This window comes from Actinomadura decatromicini (assembly GCF_008121305.1).
Taxonomy (GTDB): domain Bacteria; phylum Actinomycetota; class Actinomycetes; order Streptosporangiales; family Streptosporangiaceae; genus Spirillospora; species Spirillospora syzygii.
Genome location: NZ_VSRQ01000002.1, coordinates 1,095,059 through 1,108,389, shown reverse-complemented (window position 1 = coordinate 1,108,389; position 13,331 = coordinate 1,095,059). Strand labels below are relative to the sequence as shown.

Sequence of the window (13,331 nt, the reverse complement as noted above, 5' to 3'; positions counted from 1 at the left end):
ACGAGCAGGATCACGACAGCAAGGACGTGGTGGTACACATCAGACACTCTGCTGAAGATTCCCTATCAAGTCAATAGGAAATATGGGTTGCGCAGGCGGCGAGCCGCCGCGCGGCCCCATCTAGAGCGGGATCGGCTTGAACATCTCCGGTTCCTGGCCCGGCTCCAGGGCGGTCGGCCCGTAGAGCCAGTCGACGAACGAGTAGTCGCGGACGTCGCGGTCGCGGAGCAGCGCGTTGCGCCGGTCGCGGCGCGGCCCGTCGAGGTGCCAGAGGTCGCCCCAGTCGCGGGCCGTGGTCTGCACGCGGCGGCAGTGCTCGGGACGGACCGCCTGGTAGGCCGCGAGGGCGGCGTCCCAGTCGACGGCCCCGGACGCGGACCGGTTGCGGGCGGCGTGCTCGGCGAGCACCCAGCCGTCCTCGATCGCCATGACCGCGCCCTGCGCGAGGTACTGGAGCGGCGGGTGCGCGGCGTCGCCGAGCAACGCGACGCGGCCGAACACCCAGCGGTCGATCGGGTCGCGGTCGAACATCCGCCAGAAGCGGTCCCGCCACATCAGCGGGATGCCGCGCTGGACCTGCTCGCACGCGCCCTCAAAGGCTTGGTCCAGCTCGTCGGGGAGGCCCCAGTCGGCCTGCCCCGCCTTGGCCCGGGGCGACTCGAACACGGCGACCTGGTTGAACATCGAGCCGCCGCGAAGCGCGTACTGGACGAAGTGGCAGCGCGGCCCGACGTACACCACGACGGCGTCCTCGTGGACGTCGTTGCCGCGCACGTCCTCGATCGGCATCGCGCCCCGGTAGGCGACGTACGACGAGCTGACCGGCGCGTCCCCGACGAACGACGCCCGCGCGACCGAGTGCAGGCCGTCGGCGGCGATCACCACGTCCGCGCGCTCGACCCCGCCGTCCGCGCGGATGACGCCCGTCCCGTCCCCGGCGAGCCCGTCGACGCGGCTGTCGGTGACCAGCTCGACGCCCGCCCGCTCGCAGCCCCGGAGCAGCAGCGCGTGCAGGTCGCTGCGGTGCATGACGAGGTAGGGGAAGCCGTAGCGGCGTTCGAGGTCGCGGAGGTCGAGCCTGGTCAGCTCGGACGCGTCCAGCGCGTCGAACATGATCATGTCGGCGGGGGCGACGCCCAGCTCGCGGGCCTCGTCCAGCAGGCCGTACTCGGCGAGGATCCGCGTGCAGTTCGGGGCGATCTGGAGCCCGGCCCCGACCTCGCCGAACGTGGACGCCTGCTCCAGCACGCGGGCGCGCAGCCCCTTGCGGGCGAGCGCGAGGGCCGCGCCGAGGCCGCCGATTCCGCCGCCGACGATGATCGCGTCGGGGATCGCGTCGGGGTCGCTCTGGGACATCGAGGGTTCCGTTTCTCCAGCTTCTACAGCCAGTCGGGGAGCGTGGGCGCGCCCGGCAGTGCGGCGGCGCGTCCGGTGAGGTAGGCGGCGACGTCGGGCAGCCGGGCGGAGACGTGCGCGGGCGCGCCGTCGCCGGGCAGCTCCCAGCGGTCGCCGGAGTCGGTCGCCGTCAGGACGACCCAGGGCCCGGGACGGGTGCGGCGCTTGCCGGCCGCGTCCTCGCACAGCGCGGTGAGGAAGGCCGCCGGGAGGTCGGCGAACCCGACCCCGGCGTCCAGGTCCACGGCGTGGACGCAGACCTCGCGGGCGCGCATCCACGGCACCTCCGTCGCGGGGACGGTGCGCCCCTGTGCGGTGACGACCTCGTGCGCCCACTGCTCGGGAGTGAGCGCGGACATCGCCGCGTCCAGCTCCATGGCCGAGTTCCGCAGCCAGCCGACCAGCTCGGTGTGGCCCAGGACCGCGCCGCGCTCGATCCCGGCCTTCCGCTCCTCCAGCGAGGCGTACATCGGCGTCGGCTCGCCCGTGGCCGCCCAGTGGAGGAGGTTGCCGAGGCCCTCGGCGTTGGCGGCGACATGGGCGGCGACGTGCTTGCGCGTCCAGCCGGGCAGCGGGCTCGGCGCCGCGAACGCGGACTCGTCCAGGCCCGTGGCGGCGTTAAGGAACAGGCGGGTGCCGAGGGACGTCCAGCGGCGGGTGTCGGCGAGCGTCCTGCCGTCCATCAGGCGTCCTTGACGACGCGGTTGACCAGGCGCCCGATGCCCTGGATCTCGGTCACGACCGTCTCGCCGCCGAGCAGGTAGCGCTTCGGGTCGCGGGCGTGCCCGACGCCGCCCGGCGTGCCGGTGGCGATCAGGTCGCCCGGGTTCAGCCGGACGATCGTCGAGACGTACTCCACCAGCGCGACCGGGTCGAAGAGCAGGTCGCCGGTCGTGTCGGACTGCATCCGCTCGCCATCGACGGTCAGCGAAATGTCCAGGGCGGGACGGACGCCGCCGGGCAGCTCGTCCGGCGTCACGACGTACGGGCCCACGGGCGTGGTCGAGTCCCACGCCTTGCCCTGGAGCCATTCTCGGGTGCGGAACTGCCAGTCGCGGCACGTGACGTCGTTGAGGACGGTGAACCCGGCGATCGCCCGCTCGGCCTCCGCCGTGGTGGCCCGCCGGACCTGCGCGCCGATCACGACCGCCAGCTCCGCCTCCCAGTCGAACTCCGCCGTCTCGCCCGGCCGGACGATGTCGTCGCCCGCGCCGATCAGGCTGTCCGCGAACTTGGCGAAGAGGGTCGGGTGGCTCGGCAGGTCGCGTCCCATCTCCAGGATGTGGTTGCGGTAGTTGAGGCCGACGCACACCACCTTGGACGGACGCGGGACGAGGGGCGCGAAGTCCGCGCCCTCCGTCGGGCGGACGGGGCCGGTCGCGTCCGCCGCCCGGTCCCGCCAGTCGGGGCCCGCGAGGAACGCGCCCACGTCGGTCGAGCCGAGGTCGATCAGCCCGTCGCCCTCCGCCTTCACGGCGCGGGTGCCCTCGGACGTGCGGACGGTGGCCAGCTTCATCGGGTTTCCTCACGGCGGTCGAGACGCAGCGCCTCGAAGATGGGCGCGTCGCTGAAACGGAAGAGGTCGAGGCTGCCGGAGTCGGAGTCGGACGGCCCCGCCTCGGACGTGGCGGAGAACGGCTCCCACGACGGCACGACGAAGAGGTCGCCTCGGGAGACCGTCCAGGTCGTGTCGCCGACGGTCACGGTGCCCGACCCGTCGAACACCGTGTAGACCGACGAGCCGGTCTCCCGGACGGGCGCGGTCTCCGCGCCCCGCACGACGCGGTGGAACTCGGCGCGCACGGTCGGCAGGACGTCCCCGCCCGTCGCGGGGTCGGTGCAGCGCACCGCCGCGTGGCCGGGCTCGACCGTCCCGCCGGAGTCGAGCTGGTCGGCGAGGGCGCGGTCGGTGACCTCCCACGGGTAGCGCAGCAGCGGGGTGCCGGTCCCGGCGGGCGCCCCGAGCGGGCGCAGCCCGGCATGTCCCCACAGCCGCTCGGAGCGGGAGCGCTCCGGCGTGGCGTGCTCGTCCGCGGAGATCTGGTCGCGGCCGAACTCGAAGAACTGGGCGTCGGTCGCGTACTGGAACGGGATGTCGAGCCCGTCGATCCACGCCATCGGCTCGGCGGCGGCGTTGTGGTGGGCGTGCCAGTTCCAGCCCGCCTGGGGCAGGAAGTCGCCCCGGTTCATCGGGACGGGGTCGCCGTTCACGACCGTCCACACGCCGGAGCCCTCGACGACGAAGCGGAAGGCGTGCTGGGTGTGGCGGTGCTCGGGCGCGTCCTCGCCCGGCATCAGGTACTGGATCGCCGCCCACAGCGTCGGCGTCGCGAACGGCCGCCCGCCGAGGCCCGGGTTGGCGAGCGCGATCGCGCGCCGCTCCCCGCCGCGCCCGACCGGCACCAGCTCGCCCGCCCGCGCGGCCAGCTCCAGCAGGTTCCGCCACTTCCACAGGTGCGGGACGGCCCGCGACCGCGGCCGCCGCGGCATCAGGTCGCCGATCTCCGTCCACAGCGGGACGAGCAGCTCGCGCTCGAACCCCCGGTAGAGGTCCTCCAGGGCGGGCGTGACGGCCGGCTGGTCCGGCGCGTCGGCGGCCCGGAGCCGGACCGGGGTGTCGTCGGGGATGGTGGCCATACACGTACCATGACCTGAATTACGCAAGACGGAAAAGGACATTCTGCCTTACAGAACCGCCCTGCGGGGAGGAGCCGCGTGGACAAGCCGCTGAAGACCCCGCCGCCGTACGCGGTGGCGAGCGTCGACAACGCCCTCCGCATCGCCGCGATGCTCCAGTTGGAGGGCCCGATGACGGTCACCGAGGTGGCCGGACGGCTCGGCGTCGCCGGGTCCACCGCGCACCGGCTGCTGGCGATGCTCGTCTACCGCGACTTCGCCGTCCAGCAGCAGGACCGTTCCTACCGGGTCGGGCCCGTTCTCGAACTGGCGGCGCACTCGCAGTCGGCGGCGTCGCGGCTGCGGGCGGCGGCGCTGCCGCACCTGCGGCGGCTGGTCGACCTGCTGGACGAGTCCGCGAACCTCGCCGTCCGGACGGGCGACACCGTCCGCTTCATCGCGAGCGTGGAGTCGTCGCAGGCGGTGCGGGTCGGGTCGCGCGAGGGCATGGTGTTCCACGCGCACCGCACGACCGGCGGTCTCCTGCTGCTCGCCGAACTCCCGCCGGACGAGCTGGACGACCTCTACCGCGACACGCGGCGGGACGCGGCGGCGGGCGACCGTCCCGTCCTCGCCGACCTCAAGGCTGAGCTGGCGCGCGTCCGGCGCAACGGGTTCGCGGTCAACGACGGGCGCTCCGAGCGCGGCCTCGTCGCGGTCGGCGTCCCGGTGCGCGACCCGGACGGCACGGCGGTCGCGGGCCTGTCGGTGTCCATGCCGAGCATCCGGTACGAGAAGGAGCGGCTGCCCAGGCTGGTCGCGACACTCCGGACGGCGGCGTCCGCGCTCGAACGGAATCTCCAGACGACCTAGGCGATGCCCGCGGAGGCGCGCAGCCTGGCGACGCGCGCCTCGCCGAGCGCGGCCACGGCCTCGGCGAGCAGCCGCATCGGGGCGGCGATGCCGCGCTCCGGCTCGGCCTGCATCGCGACGAAGGCGCCGTCGAACCCGGCGATGGCGAAGTAGTCCAGCTCGTCCGCGACGGCCTGGGCGATCTCCGCGCCCGCGGCCGCGAAGGACGCGGCGATCATCGTGTTCATGTGCGCGCGGCCGTCCCGCCTGACCTGCTCGATGAGGGCGTCCACCTCGGCCTCGGCCGCCTCGGCGCTCATCACCAGCAGCAGGTGCAGGCGCAGGAAGTCGGTACGCGCCTGGAAGACCTCCCCGGTGCGCAGGAGGTACCAGGTCAGGCGCTCCAGCGGGGTGTCGCCCTCCGGGCCGTCCGCCTGCGCCTCGCGCATCGCCGCGTAGAACTCGTACGCGCCGCGCGCCATGACCGCCGAGAGCAGCCCGGCCTTCGACTGGAAGTGGTGGTAGACGACGCTCTTCGGGAGCCCGCTCTCCCGGCTCAGCACGGACAGGGACGTCGCGGCGTATCCGCGCTCCGCCATGACCCGCGAGGCGACGTCCAGGATCTCGTCCCGGGACCTGCGGCCACGGCGGTTGCCGGTCTTCTCGCTGTCCACCCGTTGAAGCATAGGCACCCCTCTGGCCCGTCCCGTCCCGGCTCCGCGACATCCCGCCCACCTGCCGTTCTGCACAGCGGAATTCCATGGACGGCCACCTGGCCGCCATGTGAGGGTGGTCACGATCGTACCGAACGATCGGTACAATACTTGTTCCGACCGGCACGTCATTCCGGAGTCCGCATGACCCAGCAGTTCGACGCCGACGTCGCGATCGCCGGCTACGGCCCCACCGGCGTGACCGCCGCGCTCACCCTCGCCCGGCACGGCGTCCGGGTCGTCGCGTTCGAGCGGGACGCGGCGATCTACCCGCGCGCCCGCGCCGTCACCGTCAACGACTGGACGATGCGGATCTTCCAGAGCCTCGGCGTCGACGAGCGCGTCGAGAAGGTGATCGAGCCGCAGCGGGCGCTGCGCTGGGTGACCTACGACGGGACCGAGATCATGCGGGTCGAGCACCCGCCGTCCTCGCTCGGCCGCCGGCCCCGCTTCTACAACATCTACCAGCCGGTGATGGAGGCGGAGCTGCGCGCCTGCGCCGCCGACCACGGCGACCTGATCGACGTGCGCACGGGTGTCGAGGTCACCGGCCTCGACCAGGACGACGACGGCGTCACCGTGACGACGACCGACGTCGTGACCGGCGAGACGCGCGCCACCCGCGCCCGCTACCTGATCGGCGCGGACGGCGGCGGCTCCGCCACCCGGAGCATGATCGGGGCGAAGCTGCTCGGCGACACGATCGACGTGCAGTGGATCGTCATCGACTGCCGGGTCAAGCGCTGGTGGCCGGACCGGGACGTCCTCACCTTCTGGTCCGACCGGGAGCGCCCGGTCGTCGACATCGCGCTGTCCGCCGGGAACCACCGCTGGGAGATCCCGCTCAAGCCGGGCGAGACCGAGGCCGACTTCGCCTCCGAGAACGACGTCTGGCCGCTGCTCAAGGCGCTCGGCGTCACCCCGGACGACGTCTCCATCCACCAGTGGGCGTTCTACCGCCACCACACCCGGATGGCCGACACCTGGCGCGCCGGGCGCGTGTTCCTCGCCGGGGACGCCGCGCACCTCATGCCGCCGTGGGCCGGGGCCGGGATGCAGACGGGCATGCGGGACGTCCACAACCTCGGCTGGAAGCTCGCCCGCGTCCTCAGGGGCGAGCTGGACGAGGGCTGGCTCGACACCTACGAGGCCGAGCGGCGCCCGAACGCCGCGTTCTACACCGGGCTCGCCGTCCAGCTCGGCCGCGTCATCAAGCAGGAGGCGACGCCCGCCGAGATCGAGGAGATGAACCGCGTGCCGGAGCACACCGTCACGCCGTTCGAGCCGCCGCTGACCGCGCCGCCGGTGCTCGACGCGGGCTGGATCCGCGGGCCGGTCGGGGACGCGAGCGTCGTCGGCCGCATGGTCCCGCAGCCCATCGCCGGGGACGTCGCGGGCCGCATGGCGCGGCTCGACGACCTCCTCGGGGACGGCTTCGTCCTCCTCGGCGCGGACGTCGACCCGGCCGACCTGCTCACCCCGGAGGAGAAGGCGGGCTGGGACGCGCTCGGCGCCCGCTACGTGGCGGTCCGCCCGCGCGCCGCCTACACGCGCGGCCCGGACGAGCTGGTCGACCTCGCCGAGACGCTGCTGCCGTGGCTCGCGCGGTACGGGGCCCGCGCGGTCGCGGTGCGCCCGGACCGGTTCGTCGCGGCGGCGGACGTGTCCGGCCTCGCCGTCCCCGACCTGCCCGCCTGAACGCCCGTGCCCACGAGGGAAGGAACGTGATGACCGGAGTCAACGAGCTGGCCTACGTCGTGTACGAGGCGAGCGACCTCGCCGACTGGGAGCACTTCGCGGTCGACTTGCTGGGCATGCAGCTCGCGGGTAAGGACACCGACACGCTCGCCCTGCGGACGGACGAGAAGGCGTACCGCTGGCTCGTCCGGCGCGGCCCCGCCGACGACCTGGTGGCGAGCGGCTACGAGGTGGCGGACGGCGCCGCCCTCGACGCGATCGCCGCCCGGCTCGCGGCGGCGGGCGTCGCGGCGACCGAGGGCGACGCGGCGCTCGCCGCGTCCCGCAAGGTCGACCGGATCCTCGTGACCGCCGACCCGATGGGCAACCGGATCGAGCTGGTCACCGGATTCGCCGACGCCGAGAGCCCGTTCCATTCCGACGTGCTGCTCGGCGAGTTCGTCACCGGCTCCGGCGGCGCTGGGCATCAGGTTCTGCTGTCCAAGGGCGTCGCCCGCGAGACCTATCTGGAGTTCTACGAGGGGCTCCTCGGATTCCGCATCTCCGACATCATCGTGGAGGAACTGGCGCCCGGCGTCGTCGCGGACCTCATCTTCCTGCGCTGCAACCCGCGCCACCATTCCGTGGCGTTCGGCGACATGCCGCACCCGAAGCGGACGCACCATTTCATGGTCGAGGTCACCGACATCCGCGACGTCGGCACCGCCTACGACCGCTGCATGGACGCCGGGCAGCCGTTCGAGATGACCCTCGGCATGCACCCGAACGACCACATGTTCAGCTTCTACGTGCAAACGCCGTCCGGGTTCAGCGTGGAGTACGGCTGGGGCGGCCTGCTCGTGGACGACGAGACATGGCAGGTCAAGACCCTGGACCGGCTGCACAGCTGGGGCCACCGCCCGCCGGAGGCCGTCGCCTCCCTGCTCGCCAAGGCCAGCCCCGCCCCCGGAGAGGACGCCCGCTGATGACGCTCACCCAGGCCGAGGCGGCGCGGACCGTCCGGACCAAGGAATGGAACCTCCGCTATTACGAGGCGGGCGAAGGGCATCCCGTCGTCCTTCTCCACGGAAGCGGTCCGGGCGCGACCGGCTGGAGCAATTTCGCCGGGAACATCGAGGCGCTCGCCGAGCACTTCCACGTGTACGCGGTGGACATGCCCGGCTGGGGCGACTCGGACGCCGTGACCGTCGACCGGCTCGACCACGTCGAGGCCGCCGTCCAGTTCCTGGACGCGCTCGGCATCGACAAGGCCGCGTTCGTCGGCAACTCGATGGGCGGGCAGACCTCGCTCCGCCTCGCCACCGAGCACCCCGACCGGATCACGCACCTCGTCACGATGGGCCCGCCGGTCGGCCGGGCGCCGTCGCTCTTCGCGCCCGGCGACGGGCCGTCCGAGGGTCTCAAGGTGCTCATCGAGGCGTACCGCGACGCGAGCCCGGAGAACATGCGGCGGCTCGTCGAGATCATGTGCTTCGACAAGGCCCGCTTCGCCACCCCCGAGCTGTGCCAGGCCAGGTCGGACGCGGCGCTGGCCCGTCCCGAGCACCTGCGCAACTACGTCGACGGGCTGCCCGGCGGCGCGCCGCTGCCGGTCTGGGTGAAGCCCGAGCTGCTGCCCGGGATCGCCGTCCCGACGCTGCTGATCCACGGCCGGGACGACCGGGTCGTGCCGTTCGAGAACTCGCTCCGGCTGCTCGCCGCGATCCCCGACAGCCGCCTGGTCCTCCTCAACCGGTGCGGGCACTGGGCGATGATCGAGCACGCCGACGAATTCAACCGGCTGGTCGCCGACTTCGTCCGGCACGCCTGACGAAATCCCACGTCAACGGGCCTTTATCACGCACCGTAACGGTTTCAGCGCTGATTGAAATCAACATTGAACATCTAGTTGATTCACCCGGTGGTAAAGGCCCGGATCGCTCGACTACCCTCCCGTAGTTGTGGCAACCGCGAGAGAATTAATGGAGCAGCGCAGCGCCCTGTGCAGGCGTTGCTCCATTATGCCGTTCCCTGGCGCCATTCTCGCAACCGGATTCCCGTGCCGTCCGCCGGGAAATTGTCAGGGCGAGCACGTCTCGCCGGCGGAGATCGACACCGCATCGTCGACGAAGGCCCAGGTGGGCAACTTCCCGGTTCTCGGGTGGGCACTTCGCGACCGGCTCCCAGCTCCCGGGTCGACACGCCGCGACGGAATCGCCATTGAGAGTTGCAGTCCCCTCGCCAAACCGGACTCGCATGGCCCGGCAACGCCATGCCCGACCATTCGCGCCGTCGGCGGTCGCGAGGAATCCAGGCCACGTCCGGGACGCGGAGACAGGCTCCGCGGCCCCGAGCGAACCCGCCGTTCCGGGACCGCGCCACCCCGCTCCGATCGCGTGGCGGGAGCACCTCCCCGGAACGAACCGCCGATTGGAGAATCACCATGCGCAAGCTGATGCGAGCGACGGTGGCCGCCTGTGCGGTCGCCCTCGCGCTGAGCGGTGCGTCCGCCGCCAACGCGGCCGGCCCCGACAGCGGGGGCGGCCAGCAGCCGATCATCGGTGGCCACAACGCCACCGAGACCTACCCCTGGATGATCGCGCTGAGCAACGGCTGCGGCGGCAGCCTCGTCGCGCCCCAGTGGCTCATCACCGCCAACCACTGCGGCTCCGCGTCCTCGGGCCGCATCGGCTCGAACAACAAGAGCTCCGGCGGCGAGGTCGCGCAGATCGACCGGCGCGTCACCAACCCCGGCACCGACCTCACGATGATGCACCTCAGCTCCCCGGCCAAGTCCACCCCGGTGAAGATGGCGCAGTCCAACCCCGCCGCGAACACCCCGGTGCGGCTGCTCGGCTTCGGCTGCATGAGCTGGCCGAGCTGCCAGCAGGCCAGCTACCTCCAGGAGATCGACCTCACGATCCTCCCGAGCAGCAACTGCTCCGCGGGCGGCGGCACGTCGAACGACGTGTGCGTCTCCGGCGGCCAGGGCCGGTCCGCCTGCCACGGCGACTCCGGCGGCCCCGCGGTCACCGGCAGCAGCGGCAACTGGACGCTCGTGGGCGAGACCCACGGCCCCGGCGACAACCGCGGCGAGTGCGCCACCACCACCCTCTACACCGGTATCGCGCCGTACCTGAACTGGATCAACCAGCAGATCGGCCGCTGACCCCCCGCGTCCTCGCACCAGAGGAGTTACCGAATGTCCTTCCGTAAGATCATGGCGGCGCTGTCGGTCGCCTTCGGTGTGGCCTTGCTGGTCCCCACCGTCTCCACCGCTCCGGCGTCGGCCGCCGCTCCCGTCGCGGTCCGCACGATCTACTACGACGCCAGCCAGTCCCAGGAGTTCAAGGCGGCCATGGACGAAGGCGCCGCCGCGTGGAACAAGGCCGTGCCGATCATCGAGCTCAAGCCCGCGACGACCGCCGGCCAGGCCACCATCAGGATCACCGCCGACAACGGCTGGCCCCGCACCTACATGCAGGGCTTCGGCCGCGCCGACATCGTCATGGGCCGCCAGGCCGTCCAGGACGGGTTCTACCCGCCGCGGATCGCCGCGCACGAGCTCGGGCACGCCCTCGGCCTGCCCGACAACCGCAACGGCCGCTGTGACTACCTGATGTCGGGCCACAGCTCGCCGACGTCCTGCCAGGTCACCGCCCCGCACCAGACCGAGGCCGACCAGGTCCGGCGGAACGCGGGCGGCCGCACCCCGGTGGCGCTCGCCGCCAAGCAGGCCCAGTACGCGGACTGCTTCGTCTTCTAACGGGTCGTTCACCCCAGGCCCCATCGCGGACACACCGTCATCGCCGTGTCCGCGGTGGGGCCTCGGCATTTCCGGGGGCGGTATCGCCGACCCCGGCCGCGCGGGGCCGATCACCGATCTGACATGCTATGGAGTGCATGATTCATTTCGGATGGTCCCGGACGCGGAGGTAAGCGCTTCATGGGGAGTCAGCCGTTCAGTTGCCCGTTCTTCCTGGCCGTGGGACTGCGGGCCGAACCGGGCGAGCCGGAGGCCGAACTCCGCGCGCTCGCCGACTTCTACGACTCGGTCCATCTCGCCGAGGTGGTCCGTTTCAACGAGGGCTTCGTGAGCGCCGCGCGATATGAGGCCGTCGATCCGGTGGACGACGAGGGCGTCCCCCATTGGCTGGCCGTCTACGGGATCGGCGACGAGCAGTCGGCCCGCGATTTCCTGAAGCGCGAGCGTCCCGTTTACACGCAAGGGCCGGGCGCCTGGCAGCGCGCCACCGCCGTCTGGCGGATGATCTGGGAGAACACGGGTTCGGTCGGCGCGGCCGACGTCGACCCCGGCCGGATGTCGATGATCGGGATGGATCCCGCCGCGGACGCGACCGCCGCCGAGATCGCGGAGTTCGACGATTTCTATACCGGCGTCCATCTCCCCGAGATCCTTCCTCGTTTCGGCTATGACCGGGGTTCGCGTTTCCGGCTGTGGCACGAGTTCATTCACCCCGCGCCCGGCTCCCCCCGGTACAACGCCGTCTACGAGGCGGACGACCCCGAGCCGAAACCGCCGTCCGGAGAACCGCTGACGCCCGGCCCGCGCGCCTGGGAGGAACGCCAGGTGCGGTGGCGGGTCAAGTTCCGGCGGGCGTCCTGAAATGGAGCGCGAAATGGCAGTTCCTCCGGCGGCCTCTCCGGCGACCTATGCGGTCGGCCGGACGCGGATATCGCATCTCAGCGACGGCGTGGCCACCGGGCCGCGCCGCTTCTGGTTCACCGGGGCCGAGCCGTCGGAATGGATGCCGGTCGTCGGCGTCGACGACCCGGACACCCCGTTCCCCGTGACGTTCGGCGGGTTCGTCGTCACCGGCGACGGCCACGTCACGCTGGTCGACGCGGGCTGGGGCCACCGCGCGCACGAGATCCCGGGCCTCGCGGGCGCCGGGAGATTCCTGGACGGCCTCGCCGCGCTCGGCATCTCCCCCGCCGACGTCGACCAGATAGTGCAGACCCATCTGCACGCCGACCATTGCGGCTGGCTGATCCGGGACGACGAGGGCTCGCTGACATTCCCGAACGCGACCGTCCACGTCCACGAACGCGAGGCCGCCTACTGGACGGGCGACGACGTCAAGGCCATCCCCTTCAACAATGGAATGGCCGACAAGGTGCGCGCCCGCCTGCGCGCCGTCGAGAACGCAGGACGGCTCCACCTCTTCGACGGGGACCTCGCCCTCTCCGAGGAAATGCGAATAGTGCGCACCCACGGCCATACGCCCGGACACGTGTCGGTCGTCGTCGCGGACGGCCCCGACACCGCGATCCTCGCCGGAGACCTGGCGCACCATCCGGCGCATGTCGAGCACCATTGCTGGCTGCCGTCCGTCGACGAGGAGCCGTCCGAGTCGGTGCGCAGCCGGGAGAAGATCGCGGCGCTCGCCGCCGACACCGCGGCGATCGTCCTCGCGCCGCACTTCCCCATTCCGACCGCCGTCCAGGTCGGCCGCGACCCCGGCGGCAAGATCAAGACAGTTGCCCGCGACGACCTTCAGGAAAAGGAATGACCGAGCCGCGCATAGCCCCGCTGGACATCGACGCCTACCACCGCCTGGAACGCGAGGCGTTCGGCCCGGACGGATGGACGGGAACCGCGCACGTCTCCCGCACCTGGGCGCACAGCCCCGGCCTGATGAAGGCGCAGCGTCCGCTCCAGCATTACCTGCTCAACGAATCGCCGCTCCCCGCGCGCGACCGCGAACTCGCCATTCTGCGGGTCGTCTGGCGCCGCCGCTGCGAGTACGCCTTCGGGCAGCACGTGCGGATGAGCGCCGCCGCCGGGGTCACCCCGGACGAGATCGAACGTGTGACGCGCGGCCCCGGCGCGGAGGGCTGGACGCCGTTCGAGGCGACCCTCCTCCGCGCCGTGGACGAGCTGCACGACGACGGCAACCTGGCCGACGCCACCTGGGCGGAACTCGCCGGGACCTACGACCGCGCCCAGCTCATCGACCTGATCGCCGTCGTCGGCCGGTACTGGACGGTCGCCACCACGCTGAACACGCTCGGCGTCCCGCCCGAGCCCGGCCTCCCCGGCTTCCCCTCCTAGAA

General features: G+C 72.1%; 14 protein-coding genes. 9 read left to right on the top strand and 5 right to left on the bottom strand.

Annotated features, from left to right (window positions below; all coding sequences use genetic code 11):
• Positions 1–120: 120 nt before the first annotated feature.
• The 4 genes from FXF68_RS12865 to FXF68_RS12850 are packed head-to-tail and all read right to left on the bottom strand — an operon-like array spanning position 121 to position 4,032.
• Complete coding sequence (locus FXF68_RS12865) at positions 121–1,356, bottom strand: FAD-dependent oxidoreductase (protein ID WP_148759127.1); 1,236 nt, start codon at positions 1,354–1,356, stop codon at positions 121–123.
• 23 nt (positions 1,357–1,379) lie between these two features.
• Positions 1,380–2,078, bottom strand: a complete 699-nt coding sequence (locus FXF68_RS12860; RefSeq protein WP_148759126.1) for a maleylpyruvate isomerase family mycothiol-dependent enzyme — start codon at positions 2,076–2,078, stop codon at positions 1,380–1,382.
• Entirely contained in the window at positions 2,078–2,911 is an 834-nt protein-coding gene (locus tag FXF68_RS12855; protein WP_148759125.1) for a fumarylacetoacetate hydrolase family protein, read from the bottom strand. Before FXF68_RS12855 ends, FXF68_RS12860 begins: the two co-directional genes overlap by 1 nt.
• A complete protein-coding gene (locus FXF68_RS12850) occupies positions 2,908–4,032 on the bottom strand; it encodes a cupin domain-containing protein (RefSeq protein WP_148759124.1) in 1,125 nt (374 codons plus the stop codon). The genes FXF68_RS12855 and FXF68_RS12850 overlap by 4 nt, the downstream gene beginning before the upstream one ends.
• Positions 4,033–4,110: 78 nt before the next feature.
• Between FXF68_RS12850 and FXF68_RS12845 the strand changes: the two genes are divergently transcribed.
• Positions 4,111–4,884 (top strand): IclR family transcriptional regulator, encoded by a 774-nt coding sequence (locus FXF68_RS12845; protein WP_148759123.1) that lies wholly within the window; start codon positions 4,111–4,113, stop codon positions 4,882–4,884.
• Here the strand turns inward: FXF68_RS12845 and FXF68_RS12840 are convergent.
• Entirely contained in the window at positions 4,881–5,537 is a 657-nt protein-coding gene (locus FXF68_RS12840; RefSeq protein WP_222869903.1) for a TetR/AcrR family transcriptional regulator, read from the bottom strand. The genes FXF68_RS12845 and FXF68_RS12840 overlap by 4 nt on opposite strands.
• A 183-nt stretch (positions 5,538–5,720) precedes the next feature.
• Between FXF68_RS12840 and FXF68_RS12835 the strand changes: the two genes are divergently transcribed.
• From FXF68_RS12835 to FXF68_RS12800, 8 genes are all read left to right on the top strand, one after another.
• Positions 5,721–7,274, top strand: coding sequence for a bifunctional 3-(3-hydroxy-phenyl)propionate/3-hydroxycinnamic acid hydroxylase (locus FXF68_RS12835; RefSeq protein WP_148759121.1), 1,554 nt, complete (start codon positions 5,721–5,723; stop codon positions 7,272–7,274).
• A gap of 29 nt (positions 7,275–7,303) precedes the next feature.
• On the top strand, positions 7,304–8,239 hold the full coding sequence (locus tag FXF68_RS12830) for a VOC family protein (protein WP_148759120.1): 936 nt from the start codon (positions 7,304–7,306) through the stop codon (positions 8,237–8,239).
• The gene (locus FXF68_RS12825; RefSeq protein WP_148759119.1) at positions 8,239–9,084 is read left to right on the top strand and encodes an alpha/beta fold hydrolase; all 846 of its coding nucleotides are present in this window, start codon (positions 8,239–8,241) and stop codon (positions 9,082–9,084) included. The genes FXF68_RS12830 and FXF68_RS12825 overlap by 1 nt, the downstream gene beginning before the upstream one ends.
• Before the next feature lie 612 nt (positions 9,085–9,696).
• Positions 9,697–10,422 carry a S1 family peptidase gene (locus FXF68_RS12820; protein ID WP_148759118.1) on the top strand — a complete coding sequence of 242 codons (726 nt, stop codon included), beginning with the start codon at positions 9,697–9,699 and terminating at the stop codon, positions 10,420–10,422.
• Positions 10,423–10,455: 33 nt separating this feature from the next.
• The gene (locus FXF68_RS12815; RefSeq protein ID WP_148759117.1) at positions 10,456–11,019 is read left to right on the top strand and encodes a snapalysin family zinc-dependent metalloprotease; all 564 of its coding nucleotides are present in this window, start codon (positions 10,456–10,458) and stop codon (positions 11,017–11,019) included.
• 180 nt (positions 11,020–11,199) lie between these two features.
• Positions 11,200–11,880 carry a hypothetical protein gene (locus FXF68_RS12810; protein WP_148759116.1) on the top strand — a complete coding sequence of 227 codons (681 nt, stop codon included), beginning with the start codon at positions 11,200–11,202 and terminating at the stop codon, positions 11,878–11,880.
• Positions 11,881–11,893: 13 nt separating this feature from the next.
• Complete coding sequence (locus FXF68_RS12805; RefSeq protein ID WP_187437884.1) at positions 11,894–12,787, top strand: MBL fold metallo-hydrolase; 894 nt, start codon at positions 11,894–11,896, stop codon at positions 12,785–12,787.
• Entirely contained in the window at positions 12,784–13,329 is a 546-nt protein-coding gene (locus FXF68_RS12800; protein ID WP_148759114.1) for a carboxymuconolactone decarboxylase family protein, read from the top strand. The genes FXF68_RS12805 and FXF68_RS12800 overlap by 4 nt, the downstream gene beginning before the upstream one ends.
• The last annotated feature ends 2 nt before the right edge of the window (positions 13,330–13,331 follow it).

Coding starts and splice junctions, on each gene's coding strand:
- FXF68_RS12860 (WP_148759126.1), bottom strand. CDS start 2,078: ATGGACGGCAGGACGCTCGCCGACACCCGCCGCTGGACGTCCCTCGGC.
- FXF68_RS12855 (WP_148759125.1), bottom strand. CDS start 2,911: ATGAAGCTGGCCACCGTCCGCACGTCCGAGGGCACCCGCGCCGTGAAG.
- FXF68_RS12835 (WP_148759121.1), top strand. CDS start 5,721: ATGACCCAGCAGTTCGACGCCGACGTCGCGATCGCCGGCTACGGCCCC.
- FXF68_RS12820 (WP_148759118.1), top strand. CDS start 9,697: ATGCGCAAGCTGATGCGAGCGACGGTGGCCGCCTGTGCGGTCGCCCTC.
- FXF68_RS12810 (WP_148759116.1), top strand. CDS start 11,200: ATGGGGAGTCAGCCGTTCAGTTGCCCGTTCTTCCTGGCCGTGGGACTG.
- FXF68_RS12805 (WP_187437884.1), top strand. CDS start 11,894: ATGGCAGTTCCTCCGGCGGCCTCTCCGGCGACCTATGCGGTCGGCCGG.
- FXF68_RS12815 (WP_148759117.1), top strand. CDS start 10,456: ATGTCCTTCCGTAAGATCATGGCGGCGCTGTCGGTCGCCTTCGGTGTG.
- FXF68_RS12865 (WP_148759127.1), bottom strand. CDS start 1,356: ATGTCCCAGAGCGACCCCGACGCGATCCCCGACGCGATCATCGTCGGC.
- FXF68_RS12825 (WP_148759119.1), top strand. CDS start 8,239: ATGACGCTCACCCAGGCCGAGGCGGCGCGGACCGTCCGGACCAAGGAA.
- FXF68_RS12830 (WP_148759120.1), top strand. CDS start 7,304: ATGACCGGAGTCAACGAGCTGGCCTACGTCGTGTACGAGGCGAGCGAC.
- FXF68_RS12800 (WP_148759114.1), top strand. CDS start 12,784: ATGACCGAGCCGCGCATAGCCCCGCTGGACATCGACGCCTACCACCGC.
- FXF68_RS12850 (WP_148759124.1), bottom strand. CDS start 4,032: ATGGCCACCATCCCCGACGACACCCCGGTCCGGCTCCGGGCCGCCGAC.